Below are 19,856 nucleotides of genomic sequence, written 5' to 3'. Positions count from 1 at the left end.
CGGCGGCCGAGATCTCGGCCGCCGCGACGACGCGTGCGTAGTAGTGCGGTCCCATACGCCTATGATGCCAGCAGGCACCGACGGTTCCGGGCCGAACACGGTGCCCGATCAGCGGGTCAGGGTGGTCTCTTTCCGCTCGGTGTTCCACCGCGAGACCTCGTCCCGGTCGAGCAGTGCCCGTACCTCGTCGGCCTCCGGCATGTCCCGCCGTACGAAGATCTCAAGCGCCTCGGTCAGGCAGGCCGCTCCCCTGCCCGGCCGGCCGAGCCGGGAGAACGCCTCGCCGAGCGCGACGAGCGCCTTGCCCTGGATCCATTCGTCGCCCGCCTCCGCCATGAGGCCCAGCGAGTCCTCGGCACAGTCGACGGCGCGGTCCGGCCGTCCCAGGGCGAGGTGGGTCTCGGCCATCCGCAGCAGGGTCGCCCCCTCACGGACGCGCTGCCTGAGCCTCCGATACGCCTTGCGCGTCTCCACGAGCCGAGGGAGCGCCTCCTCGGGACGCCCGGCGTCGCACAGCACGACGGCCGACCGGTACATGATGTCGGGGTCCGCCCCGCCGCCCGGCTCGCGGATGGTGCGGTCGGCCAGTTCCATCACCTCCACCGCCTCGTCGATCCTGTCGACCGACGCGAGGGCGAGCGCCATGTCGCCCAGACCGGCCGTCTCACCGCTTCGGTCGCCGAGCCCGCGCCAGGCCTCGACCGCCTCGGCGTACAGCGCGATCGCCTCGGTCGTCGATCCGCGACGGGAAAGGACCGTGGCCAGCAGGTTGAGGCTGTCCGCGTACCGTGCCCGGTCACCCTCGGCGAGGCTGAGGTCCCTCGCGGCGACGCAGTCCTCGAGCGCCGCGTCGAGGAACCATCGGTTCGCCCGGAACCCTCCGCGCACGCACCGGGCGTGCGCCTCGGCGCGGTGTTCCCCGCGGGCCGCCGCCGCCTCGACGAGGGCTCCGGCCGCCCGCTCGTAGCGCTCGGGGGTCACGTCGGTCTCCAGCACGTCGGACGCCATGTCGAGCAGCCGTATCGCGTCGGAGAGGGCGCTTCCCTGCTCCTGGGCGATCTGGTGTACGCAGCTGATCACCCCCTGCTCCTCGTCCTCCGCCCAGGTCACCGCGGCCTCCTCGTCCGCGAAGGACGGTCCCGCACCGGCCGGCCGGCCCGCGTCGGACACCGGGGCACCCGGATAGGTGAGGTGGTGGGCCGCGGTCATGCCCGCCAGGTAGTGGCCGAGCAGCCTGTCCAGCGCGGCTCGCCGCACGTCCTCGTCGTCCGGTCGCGACCGGGCGAAGATCTTGAGAAGGTCGTGGTAGCGATAGCGGCCGGGAGAGGGCGACTCCAGCATGCTCACGTCCACCAGCGCCTCGCACACCTCCTCCGCGTCCTGCTCGTCCAGACCGAGTACGGCCGCCGCCGAGCCCAGTGAGAAGTCGGACGCGTCGGGAACGGCCAGCAACCGGAACGCCGACGCGTGCGCGGTGTCGAGCTGGTCGTAGCCGAGGGCGAACGTCGCCTCGACGGCCAGGTCGTCCACGCGCAGCTCCGCGAGGCGTCGGCGCTCGTCGGCCATCCGGTCGCGCATCCTGGCCACACTCCAGGCGGGTCGCGCCGCGAGCCGTGCGGCCACGATCCTGATCGCGAGGGGCAGGTGTCCGCACGCCCCGATCAGGTCCGCCGCGGCCTCGCGCTCGGCGGCCACCCGTGCCTCCCCCACGATCGTGGCCAGTAGCACCGTCGCCTCGTCGTGGGACATCACGCTCAGGTCGACCTGGCGTACGCCGGACAGCCCGATCATCTTCGCGCGGCTCGTCACCATCACCGCGCACCCGGCGGCGCCCGGGAGCAGCGGCCGTACCTGCGCGGCGTTCGCGGCGTTGTCCAGCACGACGAGTATCCGCCGGTCCGCCAGGGTGGAGCGGTACATGGCCGCCCGCTCGCCCGGCTCCTCGGAGTCGGGTGGAACCTCCGCCCCGAGGGAGCGCAGGAACCGGGCGAGCACGCTCTCCGGTGCGAGCGGCCGCGTCCCGGAGCCCCCGAGGTTCACGAAGAGCTGGCCGTCGGGATAGTCCGGCGCGAGCCGGTGCGCCACGTGGACGGCGAGGGTGGTCTTGCCCATGCCTCCGGCGCCCGACACGGCCGAGATCGCGAGTGCCGAGATGTGCCCCGACCTCAGGGCGGCCACCATCTCGTCGATCTCGGACTCCCTGCCGGTGAAGTCGGCGGTGTCGGCGGGGAGCTGCCGGGGCACCTGCCTGAGGACCGGGCTCGCCGTCCTCGCCTGGCCGAGGGTGGGGTCCGCGGTGATGATCCGCTGGTAGAGCTCCGCCAGCTCGGGCGAGGGATCGATACCGAGCCCCTCGGCGAGCAGCTTTCCGGTGTCGGTGAACACGCCTATCGCCTCGGCCTGCCTTCCCGCGCGGTACAGCGCCAGCATCAGCAGCCCGCAGAGACGCTCCCTGGTCGGATGTTCCCCGCAGAGCACGGTCAGCTCGGCGACGACCTCGGCGTGTCTGCCCTCCTCGACCTCCTGGGCGAGCCTGCGCTCCAGCACGGCGAGCCGCCGCTCCCCGAGCCGCGCCCGCTGCCCCTCGGCGTAGCCTCCCTCCAGCCCCGCGAGCGGCTCTCCTCGCCAGAGCGCCAGAGCCTCGCCGTATCTCCCCTCGTTGGACAACCTCTCCATCGTGACCAGGTCGCAGGTCCCTCCCGCGAGGGCGTATCCGCTGCCGATCGAGGTGATCGCCTCGGCGCCGAGGGCGGAGCGCAGGCGCGAGACGTACGTGCGCAACGTGCTCATCGCGGCGCGGGGACGCTCCTCGCCCCAGACGGCGTCGAGCAGGTGGTCGTGGCCGACGGCCCTGCCCTCGGCCAGGAGGAGGACGGCGAGGACCAGCCGCTGCTGGGGAGAACCGGTCTCCACCTCCGCGCCGTCGCGCCAGGCGCGCACCGGCCCCAGGATCGAGAACCGCAACCCGGGATCACTCATCCGACAGCGCCGTCTTTCCTTTGTTCTCGAACGGTTCCATGGAACCGACGCCGTTCTCCCGCGCCGGGGCACCGCCCGGTCGGCTCGGGGCCGTTTCGCTCCGCTGTGCCGCACCGTGGCAGCTCGCCCCGATTCATCACGATGAAGCATCGTATGGCAGCACATCGACCTTCGCCGGGGAAAACACCCTCAATCCACTCCTAGATGGACGTGTCCCCTATAGGAGTTACAGCTGTCCAGATCAGGCCATTGGTGTCATCGCTGTCAACCGATCACCTTTACCCCCCGTCCCCCTTAAGCCCTATCTGTCGTACGCAGGAGGCGAATCGAAGCGTCAGAGTGCGTTCTGCGAGCCGAAGCGCAGGAACACCGCCGCGACCCAGAGCCATCCCGGGATGATGAACGCCCGCTGGATGAGTCCGGCCCTCGGTGAGTCACGCTCCCAGGCTTTGCCGAACGCGTAGGAGGCGGACATCAGGGCGGCTGCGGCGATGGCGGAAAGAACCTTCCAGGCCACCTCCGGCAGGACGAACGCCGCCACCGCCGCCGTGACGGGCAGCGAGAAGAACACAACGGCTCCGGCGTAGTCATGCAGTTTGTGGTAGACGGTGACGTCTGCCGGATCACCCTCCGGCGTACCCGGCGGATAGCCCCGCATCGGGTCCATCCTGAAGCCCGATGCCACAAGGCCCAGCCCGAAGATCGCCAACATCCCGCCCAGCAGCGGCTGCCGTCCCGCGGTGGCGATCGAGACTCCGCCGACGGTGATCGCGGCGCCGGAGACGACGAAGTTCGAGATCTGGATCCACCCTCGGGCACCGAGGGCCAGGGCGCTGACCGGGTGACGTATCGGCGAATAACCGGGACGGGTCAGTCCGTCGATCAGGAAGACGAGCACAAAGAACAGGGCACCGCTCGCGCCGATGACGTATGCCACTTGACGTCCTCCGTTGTCTCGCACGCCATCGGTAAGGCCTTACCGCGAACCAGCCGGCCGGCCACGGCTCGACGCCGGCGCTTCGGCGGCCTCGGCCTCTCGAAAACCAAGAAACCCCAGCTCGACGTACGAGCTGGGGTTTCCGTGGGTGCGCCGCCAGGGACTCGAACCCCGGACCCGCTGATTAAGAGTCAGCTGCTCTAACCAACTGAGCTAGCGGCGCTTGACGTTGACAAGCCTACCGGACCCGGCGCCGTGGTCCGTACATGATCGGATATATGCCTATCCGGAAGTCTGGAGATGAGCTGACATATGCCCATCGGAAGCACCAGACGAAGAAACTTCGCCCCGCGCCGGGCGGGGCGAAATCCCGCGATGACCTGGCGCCGAAGGCGAAAACAGGGCGGAGCGAACAGTGTTCCGTACCGGCTGACTTGGGCAAATGCCGTTTAGGGCTTCTCTCTCGGGTACGGGATCCGAAGCCCGAGGTATCACATCAAGGGAGACATTCAGCTATGCAGCCTGAGATCTGGAACTATCGAGCCGACGTGCACACCCAGGAAAAGACGCTCGACGTCGCCGGGTACCACGTCGAAGCCACCGACGGGAAGATCGGCTCCGTCGACGAGGCGACCTACGAGGTCGGTGAGAGCTACCTCGTCGTCGACACGGGCCCCTGGATCTTCGGCAAGAAGGTCCTCCTGCCCGCGAGCACGGTGACGCAGATCGACCCACAGGAGAAGAAGGTCTACGTCGCGCGCACCAAGCAGGAGATCAAGGACGCCCCCGAGTTCGACGAGGCGAACTTCAAGGAGCCCGCGTACCGCGACCGTGTCGGCGAGTACTACGGCCGCTTCCCCTTCGGCGGACCCGGCACCGTCTGAGCGTTCTCCGATCCCGGGACGCCGGGCAAACGACATGAGAGGGGGGCCCGCCAGATGGCGGGCCCCCCTCTCATGTCGTCCTGAGAACCGCCACGTCTCAGAAGGTCAGGTCGTCTCAGGCGCGGGCGCGGGTCGGAGGCGAGGCTCAGGGCCAGGTCGGGTCGCCCGAGGGGTCGACGGGGTCGGGAATGACATCGAGGCGTTGAAGGAGAGTGAGAAAGGTGGAGGCATAGGGGGAGTCCCGCACGACGGCGGCGACGCGGTTCCAGTCGACCTGCTCGCGCAGGGCACGCACCTGCGGCAGCAGCGAGCCGTAGTCGCAACTGTGCTCGGAGAGCGGCAGCAGCCACGAGATGACCAGGTCGGTGGCCTCCAGGACGGGCAGGATCACCGCCGAGGCCTTCATCGGCTCCGCGCGCTTCAGCAACTCGGGCGTGACCGGGTGGTCGCAGATCGAGAAGATCAGATCCACCAACCTGCCCTCGTCGAAGGCCTTGACCAGCCAGTCCTCCGGCGGCTGCCTGGAGGTCTCGAATCCCAGCTTGCCCAGCGCCTCAAGCGCGAGCGGCACGTCCTCCTGGGGAAGGACGAAATCGACGTCGTGGAGCGAGGGGGCGGCTCCGCGGGCGTAGGCCGCACAACCTCCGGCGAGCGCGAACCTGACATCCGCGTCCTTCAACCCGCTGCTCGCCCGCTTCAGCGTTTCCAGGATCGCGTCGGTGACCTCGTGACTGTGGCTTCCCATAACCCACGCGTACCCCATAGCCCTCCAGGTAGGCATGTCAAACCTTTCCTTGGGTAAATGATGCGCATGATTCACCCCGAACCCTCGCAAAAAGAACAACCAGCGCCCGGAGAGACACACAAGGAGCGGGTCGACCGCGAACTCGGCGAGTTGTTACAGGGCCTGCGCGTCGCCGTCACCGGCGTGCAGGTGCTTTTCGCCTTTCTCTTCAGCCTGCCATTCGCGGCGGGCTTCGAAAAATTGGACGACCTGGGGCACCTACTGTTCTTCATCGCCCTGCTGAGCGCGGGCGTCGCGTCCGTTTGCTTCATCACCCCGGCCGCCCAGCATCGTCTCCTGTTCAGGAGCAACCTGAAGGAGAAGATGCTGCACCGCGCCAACACCCTTGGCATCGCGGGGGCCGCCGGACTCGCGGTCGCGATGACGAGCACGGTCGCACTGGTCGCCGAGACGGTACTCAACGCCTGGCCCGCGGCGTTGTTCGCCGGGGTTGTAGCACTGCTGAGCGCCTGGCTGTGGTTCATCCAGCCGCTGGTTGATCTGTACAGAACCAAGGATGAGGAAGATGTTAAGTAGTGAATTGTGAGGGCAGAGGCCGGTTATGGCTACTTTGCTTTGGATCATCGCAGTCGTCCTCGTCATCTCCGGGATCTACGTCATCCTGGCCCGTCGCGACCTCCTCTGGGGGATCGTCCTGATCGTCCTCGGCTTCCTCGTCGGCCCCGGGGGTGTGAGCATCTTCAATGTGTGACGCGAGCCTCGCGCTCGCGACAACACAGATCGGTGTGAGCCGAGAGCTCGCACACCGTCCAGGTGCGGGCCACCCGACCCGCACGCCGGTTCCGTGCGGTCCGATGTCCGTACGCCGTCCGGTGCGGCCCTGAGGCCGGCACCATTTCTCGAAGCGGGTTTCACACCCGCGAGAACGTTCGCAGGAATGTAAGCGCCCCGAACTCCCATAAGAAGCCTCGCGGGCCGGGTATCCCCCGGCCCGCTTCTTCTTGTCCAATTGTCCGGGATACCGGTCGGCCGAGATATGGGCCCGCCTCTTCCTGTGCCGGGATAGGCCCGCTTCTCCCTAGGCCGGGATATCCGAGATACCCGCCGAGATATCAACGGATATTTGCATCATTCGGCACCCGAACGTGAGGCTCCCGTCAGAGGAGATACACCCCGTACGCCCGGCCCAGCACCGGCAGCGCCACATTACGCACCCTGATGCCTCCCGGCGTCACGCCCTTCTCCGTACCCGAGTGGGCGTGACCGTGGATGATCAGGTCGGCGCCCTCGGCGTCGACCGCCTCGGCGAGCAGGTAGCTGCCGAGGAACGGATAGATCTCCAGCGGTTCCCCGGCGAGGGTGTCCTTGACCGGCGAGTAGTGGGACAGCACGACCGTGTGGTCGGCCTGCAGCTCCTTCAGCGCGACCCGCCAGCGGTCGGCGATCCGCCTGGTGTGACCGACGAACGCCTTGATCTCCGGCTCGCCGAAGTCGCTGGCGCACTTGCCCGCGTATCCCCCGCCGAAGCCCTTGCCGCCGACCACGCCGAGCCGCACGCCGTCGATATCGAGCACCGTCGCGTCGTCGTGCAGCACCTCGATCCCGGTGTCGCACAGCAGGGCGGCGATCTCGGCGGGCTGGTCGGAGTGGTGGTCGTGGTTGCCGAGCACCGCCACCACCGGAATCGGCAGGTCGCGGAACTCGTCCGCCACCACCCGCGCCTCGTCCATGGTGCCGTGCCTGGTCAGGTCCCCGGCGAGCAGCAGGACATCGGCCTTCTCCCCGATGTCGTGGAGCCGCTCGCGGTAGCTCCCCCTGCGACTCTCGTCCAGGTGTACGTCCCCGACCGCCGCGATCCGCACGTCTCTCACAGCCTCTCCTCCCCCACCGGGCCCCGTACGTCCACGATGTCGATCTCGTTGTGAACCTTCAACCCGGGGGCCGCCTCACCTGCCACCTCCGCGATCAGCTCGCGGCGCTCGGAGCCGACGACCTGGCCTCGCAGGTAGAGCTGATCGCCTCGAATGTCCACCCGGATACCGAGTTCCGTGGTTCTCTCGTCCTCGGCGAGCGCGCGCTGCACGCGCGCCGCGACGTACTGGGGAGCCTCCATCGCCGAACTCCTTTCCGTCGGAAACTCCTCGCCTTCCCGCGAATTCCAAGGTCAAACACGTTTAAAACCCCCGGTCAGGGCAGGGTAGAACCTCATGCCCAAGACGCAGGCACGCCTGCCCCGTACACCCGGTGGAGACGTGTCCATGAAGATCGCGATGGTGTCAGAGCATGCGAGCCCCCTAGCCACCGTCGGCGGAGCCGACGCCGGGGGTCAGAACGTCCACGTAGCCGCCCTCTCCCTCGCGCTCGCCGCCCGCGGGCACGAGGTGACCGTCTACACCCGCAGGGAGTGCCCCTCCCAACCCGACGAGACCTCCCTGGCCCCCGGGGTCACCGTGGTCCACGTACCGGCCGGACCCGCGATGACCCTGGCCAAGGACGATCTGCTCCCCTGGATGCCGGACTTCGGCCGGTGGCTCGCCAGACGGTGGAGCGCCGTACCCCCCGACATGGTCCACAGCCACTTCTGGATGAGCGGCCTCGCCGCCCTCGCCGCGGCGAGGGACGCCGCCGTCCCCATCGTGCACACCTTCCACGCCCTCGGCACGGTCAAGCGCCGCCACCAGGGACCGGCCGACTCCAGCCCGCGCGAGCGTCTCAGGATCGAGGCGATGGTCGCCTCCCAGGTGGACGCGGTGATCGCGACCTGCGCCGACGAGGTGGCGGAACTGCGCCGGATGCACATCCCCCGGCGCCGGACGAGGATCGTGCCCTGCGGCGTCGACGTGCGGTCCTTCACCCCCTCCGGTCCGAAGAGGGACCTCGGGCCGGGGCCCGTCCTGCTCGCCATCGGCCGCCCCGTACGCCGCAAGGGCGTGGACACCACGATTCACGCCCTCGCCCGCATCCCCGGCGCCACCCTGGTCGTCGCCGGGGGTGAGGTCGACGACCCGGAGGCGAGGCGGCTCTCCCGGGTGGCCGCCAGGTGCGGCGTCGCGGACCGCGTGAGGTTCCTCGGCAAGGTGAACAGGCAGGACGTCCCCACCCTGATGCGTTCGGCGGACGTCGTGGTCACCATGCCGTGGTACGAGCCGTTCGGCATCGTTCCGCTGGAGGCGATGGCCTGCGGTGTTCCGGTGGTCGCGTCCGCGGTGGGCGGGCACCTGGACACCGTCGTGCCCGAGGTCACCGGTCTGCTGGTCCCACCGCGCGAGCCGTACGCGCTGGGCGGCGCACTGCGCCGGCTGCTCGCCGCGCCGTCCGTGCTGGCGGCCTACGGCGCCGCAGCCGTCGCGCGGGCACGGTCCCGCTACGACTGGAACCGGATCGCCGCCCAGACCTCCGCCGTGTACGCGGAGGTGCTCTCCTCCCGCGTCCCGGCGCGGCGGGCGACCAACGCCCGCCCGTGTCCCGGAGCCGCCTGACGGTTTCGGACGTGCGGAGGCCCCCGGTCCCTCGGACGGGATCGGGGGCCTCTCGCGCGAGGTCGGCCGCCGACGGTGACGACGGCCACCTCACAAAGTCACTTGCCGGTGGCTCTGTGGATGCTCCGGGCGGCGGAACGATCGATCGCGGCCCTCACCACGCCGAAGATGGCGCCCTGGATGGCGGACGCCACGAGGATCTCGCCCCAGCCGTACTCGTCCGACGTCGCCTGGGGGGCGTCGTCCTTGCCCGACGCGAGCTTCCAGACCTGCTTGAAGATGACTCCGGCGATCGCGCCACCGAGCATTCCGCTCACGGCGCTCGCGCCGCGGGATACGACTCTGCTCACGTCCTCTGCCCTCCGTTCGCGTTCACTGAAGCGGCCCGCCTACCCACGCGAACCAGTCCATAACGGATCCGGAACGACGGGCGACACCCACTGACGGTGCGGCTCCCCTGCGGGAGAGATCCGCGGTTCACACCACCGGAGGGTCGTTGTAGTGACGCTCCTCGTAGGTGCGGCGGTGGGTGACCGGGTCCTCGATCACTGTGGTGGCCGTGGTGTCCGCCACCGCCCGGCGGGCGAGGCTGAGCCGGTACACGGCGAACAGGAGCCACGCGAAACCGCCGATCATCAGGATGACACCGACGACGTTGATGTCGAAGCCCGCGATGTCGAATTCGACCGCCCACGTGAGAATGGCGCCGAGCATTATGAGAACGATGCCGCCTGCGATGGTCATGGGATCTCCTCCTTCGAGCCAACGCATCCCCTCTATCCTCCGTACGGATCTCAAACGTCACCCGGTGGCGACAGACGCGAACCCCGGCTTCTCGCACGTCGTCACAGGCATGGACGGCCCCCGAAAAAGACCGGAAAAGACTCGGCCGCGCCCCCCGCGACGGTGGGGGCGCGGCCGAGGGCATCGCGCGGAAGGTGACGGCACTCCCCGGTGAGGGATACCGGACGGTCCACCGCCTCGGGTGGGCACGAGCGGCGATCCCCCGAGGCGGGGCACCGGGCGGCCTACTCCGCCGGCAGGACCGCGCCCTTGTACCTGTCCTCGATGAACTTCTTGACCTCGGGGCCGGTGAGGAGTTCGGCGAGCTTCTTCACACGGGGGTCCTCCACCTTGGCCGGGACGGTGACCAGGCCGTTGGCGTACGGGTTGCCCTCGCCCTTCTCCAGGATCAGGGAGTCGGTGGCGGGCTGCAGCCCGGCCTCCAGGGCGTAGTTGCCGTTCACGATCGCGGCGTCCACATCCTCCAGGGAACGCGGCAGCTGGGCCGCCTCAAGGGGCTTGAACTCCAGCGCCTTGGGGTTGTCGGCGACGTCGCGTTCGGTCGCCTTCACCCCCACGCCCTCCTTGAGGGTGATCACGCCGTTGTCGGCCAGGAGCTTGAGCGAGCGGCCGAGGTTGCTCGCGTCGTTGGGCAGCGCCACCTGGGCGCCCTGGGCGAGCTCGGAGACGTTCTTGATCTTCTTGGAGTACAGGCCGAGCGGCTCGATGTGCACCGGGGCGACCCAGCTGAGCTTGATGTCCTTGCCCTTGGAGAACTCCTCCAGGTACGGGATGTGCTGGAAGTAGTTCGCGTCCAGGTTGCCCTCGTCGAGCTGGGTGTTGGGCTGGACGTAGTCGGTGAACTCGACGATCTCCAGGTTCAGCCCGGCGTTGGCGGCGAGGTTGTCCTTGACGTACTTGAGCACCTCGCCGTGGGGCACGGGGTTGACCCCGACCTTGAACGGCGCGTCGGCGTTCGGTGTGCCGCCGGCGGGCTGGGCCGTGTCGGTGGACGTCCCTCCGCACGCGGCCAGGGTTCCGGCCAGGATCAATCCGGCCACGACCCCAAAGATCTTGCGCATGACTCCCCCTAAATTCCTACACATCAAGTAGGAAATATATCTCACAAAAGGGAGTGCAAGGACAAATCTCTACTGATCCGTGCAGATCTTTACTCTCCGCGCAGGCTCAGCATCCGCGCGATCTGCGCCGTACGCGAGACGTCGACGAGCCTGGCCATCTCCGTGACCTCGGGGTGCAGCCCGGTCGCGACCTCCACCTTGGCCATCTGGGCGGCGTCGTCCTGCTGGGCGATCAGCATGTCGAGGAACCTGCGCTCGAACTCGGCGGGCGGGGCGGCGATCAGCGCCGCCACCTCCTCCTCGCTCACCCCGGGCATCCCGCCGTGGGCGGCGTGCTCGTCGTCCTCCGCGGTCGCGGGCTGCCCCCATGCGTCCAGCAGGCCGGACATCGAGACCGACTCCCGCTCCTGGGTCACGCCGATCGCCTCGGCGAGCTCCCTGACCTCCGGGCGGACCTGCCGTTCGCGCACCAACCGCACCAGCCGTACCCCCTGGGCGTTGTGGGGCACCATCATCTGCAGGAACATCACGTCGGGAGGGTTGAAGGCGACTCCGGCGGCGGTCCCAATGGGCGGGGCGGGCGAGGGAGTGGGCACTCCCGTACCGGCGCTCCGCACCGAGTGATCGGCCCCCTGGGCGGCCCCCTCCCCGGAGCCCTGGCCCGAGCCGTGTGCTGGGCCGCCGTGCGTCTCCTGGGTGGGCGTTGGCCGGGCGGGAACGCCGGCGGCGCCGTGTGCACCGTGTACCCCATGACCGGCGGGACCTCCGCGGAGCTCCTGGATGCTGTCGGCGCCGCAACCGGAGAGCAGGAGGGCCCCCAGGACCACCGCCGGGACCGCTGTGACCGCACGCTTCAAGACGAACTCCTCGGTTCTCGGGAGATTCCCGGAAAGAACGACGGGTCCGGCCGGGGTGGTGATCACCACCCCGGCCGGATCTCACCGGATCAGAGTCGTCGCCACAGGGCGGGGACGTTCGGCGGCTCCCAGCCGGCCAGCGCGGTGTGCGCCTGCAGGCACTGGTAGGTCGCGCCGCCGTAGGTCACCGTCGCGCCCACCGCGTAGGCGGTGCCCGCCTTCCAGGTGCCGCCCGGCTGGCTCGTCGGGGTGGGCGTCGGGGTCGGGGTCGGCTGCGTGGGAGTCGGCGTCGGGGTCGGAGTCGACGTGGGGTTGGGGTTGCTGCCGCCGAAGTTCACGTCGGAACAGGTGTAGAAGGCCTCGGTGCTGCCCACGACACGCTGCCAGATCGAGAAGATGAGCTGGCGGCCACTCCGCTGCGGGAGGTTGATCGTCCAGTTGGTGAACTGGGTGGGGTTCTGGTTGTTGAAGGTCCTGATGTGCTCCAGATCCGACCAGCGCAGCGGCTGGGTGGGACTCCAGCTCTGCTTGGTGATGTAGAACTCGAAGTTGCTGTTCGCGTGCGGCGCGGTCGCGTGGTAGGTGACCGTGAGCGGTCCCGGGGAGACCGAGGTGGCGGGCCAGTCGGCCCTGGCGAGGTTGAGCCCGCGATACTTGTCACGCCCGGCGCCGCACAGCTGGCCGTCGGGGATGATCTGGCGGTGGTTGCCACCGGCTTCGAGCCGGGACACCTCGTGCCAGTCGTAGAAGGCCTGGGTGCCCCCGGCCGCGACGGCCGCCTTGCACGCTGCCGACTTGGGGGTCTCCGGGCCTTCCGTCTTGCAGACGTACGCCCGACTGGGCGGGTTCGACATGGACCCGTGGGCGACCGCCGCGGTGGACGGCAGCAGAGCGAGCACGGACCCTACGCTGATCGCGGCGGCGGCACCGGTGGCCACCTTGTGTCGCAGATGCACGTGGACTCCTCCTGGAGAGAGAAATGGGAGGCAGGACTGTCCAACGAGCCGACGGATAGCACGTTATTAACAAGAAACCTTACTAAGGATTTCGGTCACAACGCCAGCGGTACGCAGATATCAGTCCGTGACCAGCACGACCTTGCCCTGTCCGTGCCTGCCTGCGACCTCGCGGTGGGCGTCCGCGGCCCGCTCCAGCGGATAGGTCCTGCGCACCGGAAAGACGAGGTCGCCCTTGGCGTACAGGGCGGCGAGCTCGGCGAGGCGGGACGCCTGCCTCACCCCCTGGGTCACCTGCACCCCCAGCTCCGCGGCCCTGCCGTGCTCGACGAGCGTGACGATGCGCTCCCCCTTCACCAGTTCCAGGGAGACGTCCAGCGCCTCGCCGCCCGCGCCGTCCACGACCAGGTCCACCCCATTGGGAGCGAGGGCACGCACCCGCTCCGCCAAGCCCTCCCCGTACGTGACGGGGGTCGCGCCGAGCGCGCGCAGGTAGTCGTGGTTCTCCTCGCGGGCCGTGCCGATCACCGTGGCCGCCCCCCAGAGCCGGGCGAGCTGGACCGCCGCGGTACCGACCCCGCCCGCGGCGGCGTGGACCAGGACCGTGTCCCCCTCCCCCACCCCGAGCTGCCGCAGCGCGATGTGGGCGGTCTGGGTCCCCGCGGTGAAACCGCCCGCCACCTCCCAGGGCATGTTCGCGGGCTTGGACGTGACGTTCTCCGCCGGTACGACCACGTACTCGGCGTAGCAGTTCAGCAGGTCGAAGCCCAGGACCTCGGCTCCGACAAAGACCCCGTCCACGGATCCTTCCACCCCCTCGCCCACCTGGTCGACCACCCCCGCGAACTCGTTGCCCGGCACCCGGGGCAGCTCACCGCTCACCCCCTGCGGGGTCCACCCCTCCCGAATGGCGAGGTCGAACGGCTGTACGCCCGCGGCCCGCACCCGCACCCGCACCTGCCCCTCGCCCGCCTCGGGCGTCGGAAGCTCCGCCACCCGCAACACCTCGGGACCGCCGAACTCGAAAAACGCGGCTGCCTTCATGGGATTCCCCTTCGCTCGCGTACGCCTTCGCTCGCGTACGTCGCCGCCCAGCCTGCAACCTCAAGCTTGATCGAGGTCAACTCACCCGTGCCGGGCACCGCCGGGGCGTCATGTCGGCCGCCACCGCGGCCATACCCGTGGTCGCGGCGAACAGCTGTCGACGGGGCAGTCCCAGCTTGCGCCCAAGGGCGCCGCCGCCGACCCGTGTGGGCCCGGGTTCGCACATCCCGTCCTCGCCGATGCAACTGCTCCAGTAGGTGTCGATCTCCCAGAAGTTTCCGCTTCACCGGGCGCCTTCGGCTTCTGACTTGACTGTGCCGTAGCGGCATGGTTTGTGATGCGTCCATGAGTCGAAGTACCTGGGTTTATCTGGGGTCGTACAGTCTTTCCCTGCTGGGGAACGGGGTCGCGTCGGTACTGTTCCCGTTGCTGGTGCTCGCGAAGACCGGTGACATCCTCGCCGCCGGTGTCCTGGCGTCGGTGACCGCCGCGGTTGCCGCGGTTGTGGGGATGCTCACCGGGGTGGTCGTCGACCGGGTGAACCGGCGGACGGTGTCGATCGTCAGTGACGTGTTGTCCGCGGCGTCGGTTGCCGCGGTCCCGGTCGTGGATGCCCTGTGGGGGTTGAACCTGACGTGGTTCATCGTGCTGGGTGTGATCGGCTCGTTCGGGGACATGCCGGGGATGACGGCGCGGGAGACGCTGCTTCCCCGCCTCGTCCAACTCGACGGCGGTAAGCCGGGTGCACTGGATCGGCTGGTAGGTGTCCGCGAGTCGCTGGCGGGCGCGCTGATGCTGATCGGGCCCGGCCTGGGCGGGCTGCTGGTGTGGCTGGTCGGTGTGAGTGCCGCCGCGTTGTTCATCACCGCCGGAATGAGCCTTGCCGCGGCGTTGCTGTCGTTCGCGATGTCGTCCCGCGTGGGAGAGATCACCCTGACCGATGTTCGCACCGCGGGGGCGGGTGTTCGCGGGGTGTTCACCGACCTGGTGACCGGGTGGCGGTTCCTGCTCGGGCACCGACTGGTGCTGGGTGCGAGCCTGCTGTCGGCGGTGTTCGTCGCGGTGATCGTGGCGTTGCAGGCGACGATCATGCCCGCCTACTTCACGAGCGAGAACCTGCCTGAGTTCAGCGGGTTCGCGGCAACCGGTATCGCGCTCGGCGGCCTTCTCAGCGCGGGCGTGTACGCGGCGACCGTGGGAAAGGTGTCGCGCCGCGCCTGGTTCGTGATCGGGATGGTCGGCATAGGCATCGGATTCACCGTGATCGGCATGATGGCGGCGCCCTGGACGGTTCTGGCCGCGGCCGTGTTCATCGGCCTGACCAACGGCCCCATGTCCGCGGTGCTGGGGGTGGCGATCATCGAGGCGACTCCGGATCGGATGCGCGGACGTGTGCTCGGTGCGCAGAACGCTCTCATGCTCGCGGCACCCGCCCTCACCTCGGCTCCCATCGCCGCGATCGCTTCCGGGTTCGGGCTCGTGACGGCGGGGATCGGGATCGCGGTCGTGATCGTGGTGACCGTCGTGGTCGCGCTGTGCGTCCCCGCGTTCCGGTCGTTGGACACAATAGGTGTGGCAGTGGACGCGAAGGAGGGGTGATCGTGGCGTGGAGCACCAGGCAACTCGCGGACCTCGCCGGCGTCACGCTGCGCTCGATCCGTCACTGGCACGACATCGGGCTCCTGCCCGAACCCGAACGGCTCGCGAACGGCTACAAGCAGTACACCGCCCAACACCTCGTACTCGCGCTGCGCATCAACCGCCTCGCCGGCCTCGGTTTCCTCCTCGACGACGTCGCCCGGATGCTCGATTCCGAAGAGGACGGCCAGAAATCCCTGCGCGGACTGCGCACGGAACTCGACACCAGAATCGCCGACCTCGAACGTATTCGATCCGAGGTCGACGAGCTGATCAGTCTCGGGGTGTCACCTGATCTGTCTCCCGAAGCACTCCTCGCGATGGAGGCACTCGGCAACGATCCCGCCTCACGCAACGTCGCCCTCTTTCTTACCCACCTGATACCGAAGGAGGACACGCTCACCTTCGTCAGGGCCCTGAAAGACGCACCCGAGGACCTCCTTCACGTCAACACCGCGATCCAGGAGCTACCCGCCGACGCCTCGGAACACGAGATCGTCCCACTCGTCGACCGTGCGGTCGCCGCGATCCGCGTATTCCTCGCCGCCCACGGCAACGCGCTCCCGGACTTCCCCGACAGCGCCAGGGACCGAACGAACACCGACGCACTGACAGCACTCATAACGGAGCACATGAATCCCGCCCAGCGGCACACCATGCGACTCATCGGCGAACACTTCGACCGCAGCCCCGAGTGGGACATCATGTTCGGTGCCGCCACGCTGTCCCCGGCGGAGGGGCGATGCGCACCCGCGACGGTGCCAAGCGGGTCCGATCCTGGTCACCGCGCTAGACGAAGGCCGTGACGCCCTCGTATTCCGCTGTCGGGGCGGCGCCGGCGGTCTCGTACTGAAGCAGCAGCAGGCCTTTCGCCGTCACCTCGTGGCGGACGAGTCGAAGGCCGACGGGTCCGCTCGGACGGTCGAACAGCCGCCGCCCCGAACCGGTCACGGCCGGGGCGACGACGAGCCGGAGCGTGTCGACGAGGCCCGCCGCCAGCAGGGCGTTGCCGAGCCGGGCACTCCCGTGGATCTGGAGTTCCCGTCCTGGCCGCGCCCTGAGTTCCCCGACGGTCTGGATCGGGTCGCCGCGGAGCACGGTCGTCGGATGCCAGCTCCCTTCGGTGAGGGTGTTGGTCACCACGTACTTCGGCAGCGAGTTCATCCGCGCGGTGTACGGGTCGTCCGGGTCGGTGATCTGGGGCCAGTCCCGGGCGAACGCCTCGTAGGTTCGCCGCCCGAGCAGCAGACCGTCGGCGAGGTCCAGCCAGTCGGAGGTACGCCGGACGAAGAGTTCGTCCAGGTGGGGCACGAGCCAGCCGCCGCGGGCGAAGCCGTCGCTCGTGTCCTCGGTCGGCGAACCGGGACCCTGGCTGACCCCGTCGAGGGTGACGAACTCCGTGAGAACGATCCTCACCGTACGGCCTCGCTCTCCGCGACCACGGCGAGCTGCTTGACGACCGAGCCCACGCCGTCGAAGAAGCCGAGTTCCTCGTGGCGGGCGCGGGCGGCCGGATCGGCGTGCCGGACGATCATCCGGTAGTCCGTGCCGTCCGGGTGGTCGTTCAGCGTGACCTCGGCTGTCATGAGCACCGGTGCCGGGTTCGCGGGGCGCCAGGCGCTGTCGATCGCGTTCGTGTACGCGATCCGCTCAAGCTCGTCGACGACGAGGAAGCTCGCGTCGAGGTGCGGGACGAAGTCGACCCCGTCGTCGCTCAGTCGCGTCACGAGCGCGCCGCCGGGCCGGACGTCGAGGCGGTCGACGCGGCACACGGTCGGCGCCGGAACCCACCATTTCTCGAAGAGGGACGGATCGGTCCACGCGCTCCACACCGCGGCGCGCGGGGCGCGGATGACCCGCTGCAGGATCAGGTCGAGATCGGGATTCACGGTTGTTTCTCCTTTGGATCGGTGACGAGGCGTTCGAGCCGGTCGGTGCGCTCTTCCCAGACCTGGCGCTGCTCTTCGAGCCAGCCGTCGACGAGAGCGAGACGGTCGCGGTTGAGCACGCAGGTGCGCACCCGGCCGAGCTTGACCGTGCGGATCAGGCCGTTCGCCTCCAGCGTCCGCACGTGCTTCATGAAGGAGGGAAGGGTCATCGGGAACTCGCGGGCGAGATCGCCCACGCTCGTCGGACCGCGGCCGAGGCGTCGGATGACGCCGCGGCGCGTCGGGTCGGCGAGGGCGACGAACACACCGTCGAGCTCGGCCGAATACTGTGCCATGCGGCTAAGTATTGCCCGCAGAAACACTTAGCGCAAGGGCAAAGTATTCAGGTCCTGTCCAAGCAAACAGCCCTCGGGGCATGGGAGGAATCCCGGACGCGCGGAGGCCGGGCGTCACGTGCGTGACGCCCGGCCTCGCGGTCCGGTTACCGGTGGGACGGCCTGGCTAGCCGATCAGGTGTCTCATGTCCGCCCTCCTGTTCGGTGATCCCGGCGGAACCGAAGCCACCCGTGCGGAGTGAGACAGGATGCCGGCTCACGTGGCCCCGCTCCACAGGCCGGTGACACCGTCCTGATGCTCGCCGTACAGGCGAGAACCACCTGCGGGTCACACCCACCTCGGTCAGGGTGCCTTCCTCGGGAGGTACAGGTCGACGGAACTGTGGATGATCAGGTGGTCGGAGCAGGGGTGGGTGTCACAGTTACCGGCGTCGACGATGTCGACGCCGGCGATCGGCACGCTGAAGTGGTCACGGCTGAGGAAGGTGTAGTCGATCTTGCGGTTGCCGCCGACCCGTGTGGGCCGGCCGCCCCTGACGGGCTCGCACATCCCGTCCTCGCCGATGCAACTGCTCCAGTAGGTGTCGGTCTCCCAGAAGTTTCCACTCCCCGCCGGGTAGTAGAGCGTGCCGATCGCGGCGTCGTCCGGGGTGAGGTTGAGGTCGCCCATCAGGATGAACGGCCTGGAGTTCGCCTCGGGGCCGAACACGCGGGTCAGCTCCCGGGTCTCGGCCTGTGCTCCGGAGGCGTCACCGTCGGCCAGGTGTGTCGAGCAGGCCTTCACCGACTGATTGGCCGGCGGGAAATTGGCCACGACGCAGGCGACGCTGCGCTCCTCCGTGACCACGGGCTGGTCGCGCTCCTCCAGCTTGTGGTCGCTGGTGAACATGTATCCCTTCTGCTGGGTCACTTCGGCGCGCACCAGGATGGCGTTCCCGGCCTCGTTGCGGGTGTCGGGGAAGACGATGCAGTCGGGGACGAACGTGCGGGACTCCTGGAAGTATCCCTGCATCGCGTATCCGGCCGCCGCCAACTGGTCCACCAGATGCGCGTACTGACGGTCACAGATCTCGTTGAGGGAGATCACGTCGGGGCGGCGCGCCTGCACCTCCCGCACGATCCGCCCGATGATCGGGTAGGTACCGTTGTTCAGGATGCCGCCGGACAGGTTGAAGTGCATCAGCTTCAGCGGCGTGACGGGGTTGAAGCGCACGCCGCTGGTGGCGACGCCACTGGTGTTGCTGTTACGCAGATGCCACTGGAAGGGGCCGTTGGTCAGGGGCAGCGCGACCGCGGGGGTGTCGGAGCCGTTGCCGTCCCAGTCGCCCGTGGCGAAGAACACCGACGACGCACTGCCGCTGCCGTAGGTGAACGTCACATTGGCCGATCCGGCGTTGTTGGTGTTGCGCAGCTGCCAGGTGAAGGGGCTGGTGGCGGTGTTGACGAACCCGATGGTGTCGCGGCCGTCGTTGTTCCAGTCGCCCGCGATGGGCTTGCCCGCACCGCTGCCGTAGGTGAAGGTGAGGTCGGCGCTCCCGGCGGTGTTGTTGTTGCGCAGCAGGTAGGTGTTGGGACTGCCCGGCCGGAACAGGCCCGGGGTGTCGTCGCCGTCCTTGTCCCAGTCTCCGACCAGGGGCTGGGTGTCCGAGGCCGCGCCGTAGCCGAAGGTCACGTTGGCGGATCCCGACGTGTTGCTGTTGCGCAGTCGCCACGACGGCGTTCCGCCGGTGCTTACGAAGACCCCCGGGGTGTCGATGTCGTCGTTGTTCCAGTCGCCCACGATCGGGGTCGCGCCACGGTCGCCGTAGGTGAAGACGGTGTCGGGGACGAGGTTGTCGACCCAGAAGTTGTCGTATCGGTCCGTCAGATACCACGTCATCGGGTTCGTGGACGTGTCCACGATGCCGTACGTGTCCGTACCGTCACCGTCCCAGTCTCCCGAGATGATGACCCTGTCCTGGGATTGCGCCGCGGCCGGTGCGACCTGCGACACGACCGCCATCGGCACCACGGTGAAGAGCGCCGAGACGATAATCGTGACAATCCTTCGTAACACTCGAATACCTCTTTCGAATTCCTCGCGAGGTCGAGGTGAGTTCATGCTGGGTCGGCGAATCACGCAATCAATGAAGCGCATGATTCTCGGCGGACCGGCACGGTCTCGTAGCTGCGGGGCATGAGACGGTGGAAATCAGTCCGCTGAGGCTCCGTTCGGTGATCCGGCACCGATGCGGAGCGGTGAACCCTC

General features: G+C 68.6%; 21 protein-coding genes and 1 tRNA gene. 6 read left to right on the top strand and 16 right to left on the bottom strand.

Annotated features, from left to right (window positions below; genetic code table 11):
* Window positions 1-108: 108 nt before the first annotated feature.
* The 3 genes from ABZ664_RS14210 to ABZ664_RS14200 all read right to left on the bottom strand — a co-directional run bounded on the left by ABZ664_RS14210 (window position 109) and on the right by ABZ664_RS14200 (window position 4,139).
* A complete protein-coding gene (locus ABZ664_RS14210) occupies window positions 109-2,979 on the bottom strand; it encodes a BTAD domain-containing putative transcriptional regulator (protein ID WP_362508243.1) in 2,871 nt (956 codons plus the stop codon).
* 334 nt (window positions 2,980-3,313) lie between these two features.
* Complete coding sequence (locus tag ABZ664_RS14205) at window positions 3,314-3,916, bottom strand: DUF998 domain-containing protein (RefSeq protein WP_362508241.1); 603 nt, start codon at window positions 3,914-3,916, stop codon at window positions 3,314-3,316.
* Window positions 3,917-4,065: 149 nt separating this feature from the next.
* A tRNA-Lys gene (locus ABZ664_RS14200) sits at window positions 4,066-4,139 on the bottom strand.
* A 292-nt stretch (window positions 4,140-4,431) separates the two neighbouring features.
* Here ABZ664_RS14200 and ABZ664_RS14195 point away from each other — a divergent pair.
* On the top strand, window positions 4,432-4,800 hold the full coding sequence (locus ABZ664_RS14195) for a PRC-barrel domain containing protein (RefSeq protein WP_362508238.1): 369 nt from the start codon (window positions 4,432-4,434) through the stop codon (window positions 4,798-4,800).
* Between the two features lie 145 nt (window positions 4,801-4,945).
* On the opposite strand, the gene ABZ664_RS14190 is transcribed toward ABZ664_RS14195, so the two are convergent.
* Window positions 4,946-5,545 (bottom strand): hypothetical protein, encoded by a 600-nt coding sequence (locus tag ABZ664_RS14190; RefSeq protein WP_362508235.1) that lies wholly within the window; start codon window positions 5,543-5,545, stop codon window positions 4,946-4,948.
* 57 nt (window positions 5,546-5,602) lie between these two features.
* Between ABZ664_RS14190 and ABZ664_RS14185 the strand changes: the two genes are divergently transcribed.
* Entirely contained in the window at window positions 5,603-6,121 is a 519-nt protein-coding gene (locus tag ABZ664_RS14185; RefSeq protein ID WP_362508232.1) for a DUF6328 family protein, read from the top strand.
* A gap of 25 nt (window positions 6,122-6,146) precedes the next feature.
* Window positions 6,147-6,296, top strand: a complete 150-nt coding sequence (locus ABZ664_RS14180) for a GPGG-motif small membrane protein (RefSeq protein ID WP_184719841.1) — start codon at window positions 6,147-6,149, stop codon at window positions 6,294-6,296.
* A 406-nt stretch (window positions 6,297-6,702) separates the two neighbouring features.
* Here ABZ664_RS14180 and ABZ664_RS14175 read toward each other — a convergent pair whose 3' ends face one another.
* Both ABZ664_RS14175 and ABZ664_RS14170 read right to left on the bottom strand, forming a co-directional pair.
* Window positions 6,703-7,416 (bottom strand): metallophosphoesterase, encoded by a 714-nt coding sequence (locus ABZ664_RS14175; RefSeq protein WP_362508228.1) that lies wholly within the window; start codon window positions 7,414-7,416, stop codon window positions 6,703-6,705.
* Window positions 7,413-7,658 (bottom strand): BON domain-containing protein, encoded by a 246-nt coding sequence (locus ABZ664_RS14170; RefSeq protein ID WP_362508225.1) that lies wholly within the window; start codon window positions 7,656-7,658, stop codon window positions 7,413-7,415. The genes ABZ664_RS14175 and ABZ664_RS14170 overlap by 4 nt, the downstream gene beginning before the upstream one ends.
* 94 nt (window positions 7,659-7,752) lie before the next feature.
* Between ABZ664_RS14170 and ABZ664_RS14165 the strand changes: the two genes are divergently transcribed.
* On the top strand, window positions 7,753-9,024 hold the full coding sequence (locus ABZ664_RS14165) for a glycosyltransferase (protein WP_362508222.1): 1,272 nt from the start codon (window positions 7,753-7,755) through the stop codon (window positions 9,022-9,024).
* Between the two features lie 98 nt (window positions 9,025-9,122).
* On the opposite strand, the gene ABZ664_RS14160 is transcribed toward ABZ664_RS14165, so the two are convergent.
* From ABZ664_RS14160 to ABZ664_RS14135, 6 genes are all read right to left on the bottom strand, one after another.
* The gene (locus tag ABZ664_RS14160; RefSeq protein WP_350944918.1) at window positions 9,123-9,374 is read right to left on the bottom strand and encodes a DUF4235 domain-containing protein; all 252 of its coding nucleotides are present in this window, start codon (window positions 9,372-9,374) and stop codon (window positions 9,123-9,125) included.
* Window positions 9,375-9,501: 127 nt separating this feature from the next.
* The gene (locus tag ABZ664_RS14155) at window positions 9,502-9,768 is read right to left on the bottom strand and encodes a DUF6458 family protein (RefSeq protein ID WP_362508219.1); all 267 of its coding nucleotides are present in this window, start codon (window positions 9,766-9,768) and stop codon (window positions 9,502-9,504) included.
* Between the two features lie 284 nt (window positions 9,769-10,052).
* Window positions 10,053-10,889: a MetQ/NlpA family ABC transporter substrate-binding protein gene (locus ABZ664_RS14150; protein WP_362508216.1), complete on the bottom strand. Its 837-nt coding sequence runs from the start codon at window positions 10,887-10,889 to the stop codon at window positions 10,053-10,055.
* Between the two features lie 89 nt (window positions 10,890-10,978).
* Window positions 10,979-11,746, bottom strand: coding sequence for a DUF305 domain-containing protein (locus tag ABZ664_RS14145; RefSeq protein ID WP_362508213.1), 768 nt, complete (start codon window positions 11,744-11,746; stop codon window positions 10,979-10,981).
* Window positions 11,747-11,835: 89 nt separating this feature from the next.
* On the bottom strand, window positions 11,836-12,702 hold the full coding sequence (locus ABZ664_RS14140; protein WP_362508210.1) for a lytic polysaccharide monooxygenase: 867 nt from the start codon (window positions 12,700-12,702) through the stop codon (window positions 11,836-11,838).
* 120 nt (window positions 12,703-12,822) lie between these two features.
* Window positions 12,823-13,746: an NADP-dependent oxidoreductase gene (locus ABZ664_RS14135; protein ID WP_362508207.1), complete on the bottom strand. Its 924-nt coding sequence runs from the start codon at window positions 13,744-13,746 to the stop codon at window positions 12,823-12,825.
* 345 nt (window positions 13,747-14,091) lie between these two features.
* Between ABZ664_RS14135 and ABZ664_RS14130 the strand changes: the two genes are divergently transcribed.
* Both ABZ664_RS14130 and ABZ664_RS14125 read left to right on the top strand, forming a co-directional pair.
* Entirely contained in the window at window positions 14,092-15,345 is a 1,254-nt protein-coding gene (locus ABZ664_RS14130) for an MFS transporter (RefSeq protein ID WP_362508204.1), read from the top strand.
* Window positions 15,346-15,347: 2 nt separating this feature from the next.
* Window positions 15,348-16,190 (top strand): MerR family transcriptional regulator, encoded by an 843-nt coding sequence (locus tag ABZ664_RS14125; protein WP_362508201.1) that lies wholly within the window; start codon window positions 15,348-15,350, stop codon window positions 16,188-16,190.
* Here the strand turns inward: ABZ664_RS14125 and ABZ664_RS14120 are convergent.
* From ABZ664_RS14120 to ABZ664_RS14105, 4 genes are all read right to left on the bottom strand, one after another.
* Window positions 16,174-16,800, bottom strand: coding sequence for a dihydrofolate reductase family protein (locus tag ABZ664_RS14120; protein ID WP_362508198.1), 627 nt, complete (start codon window positions 16,798-16,800; stop codon window positions 16,174-16,176). The two genes, ABZ664_RS14125 and ABZ664_RS14120, sit on opposite strands and share 17 nt — an antisense overlap.
* Window positions 16,797-17,273, bottom strand: a complete 477-nt coding sequence (locus ABZ664_RS14115; RefSeq protein ID WP_362508195.1) for an SRPBCC domain-containing protein — start codon at window positions 17,271-17,273, stop codon at window positions 16,797-16,799. The genes ABZ664_RS14120 and ABZ664_RS14115 overlap by 4 nt, the downstream gene beginning before the upstream one ends.
* On the bottom strand, window positions 17,270-17,608 hold the full coding sequence (locus tag ABZ664_RS14110; RefSeq protein WP_362508192.1) for a metalloregulator ArsR/SmtB family transcription factor: 339 nt from the start codon (window positions 17,606-17,608) through the stop codon (window positions 17,270-17,272). The genes ABZ664_RS14115 and ABZ664_RS14110 overlap by 4 nt, the downstream gene beginning before the upstream one ends.
* 343 nt (window positions 17,609-17,951) lie before the next feature.
* Window positions 17,952-19,664 carry an endonuclease/exonuclease/phosphatase family protein gene (locus ABZ664_RS14105; RefSeq protein WP_362508189.1) on the bottom strand — a complete coding sequence of 571 codons (1,713 nt, stop codon included), beginning with the start codon at window positions 19,662-19,664 and terminating at the stop codon, window positions 17,952-17,954.
* Between the last annotated feature and the right edge of the window lie 192 nt (window positions 19,665-19,856).

It is taken from the genome of Streptosporangium sp. NPDC006930, from assembly GCF_040635605.1.
GTDB lineage: Bacteria > Actinomycetota > Actinomycetes > Streptosporangiales > Streptosporangiaceae > Streptosporangium.
The sequence above is the reverse complement of the archived record's forward strand: the minus strand, read 5'-3'. Positions and strand labels throughout refer to the sequence as shown.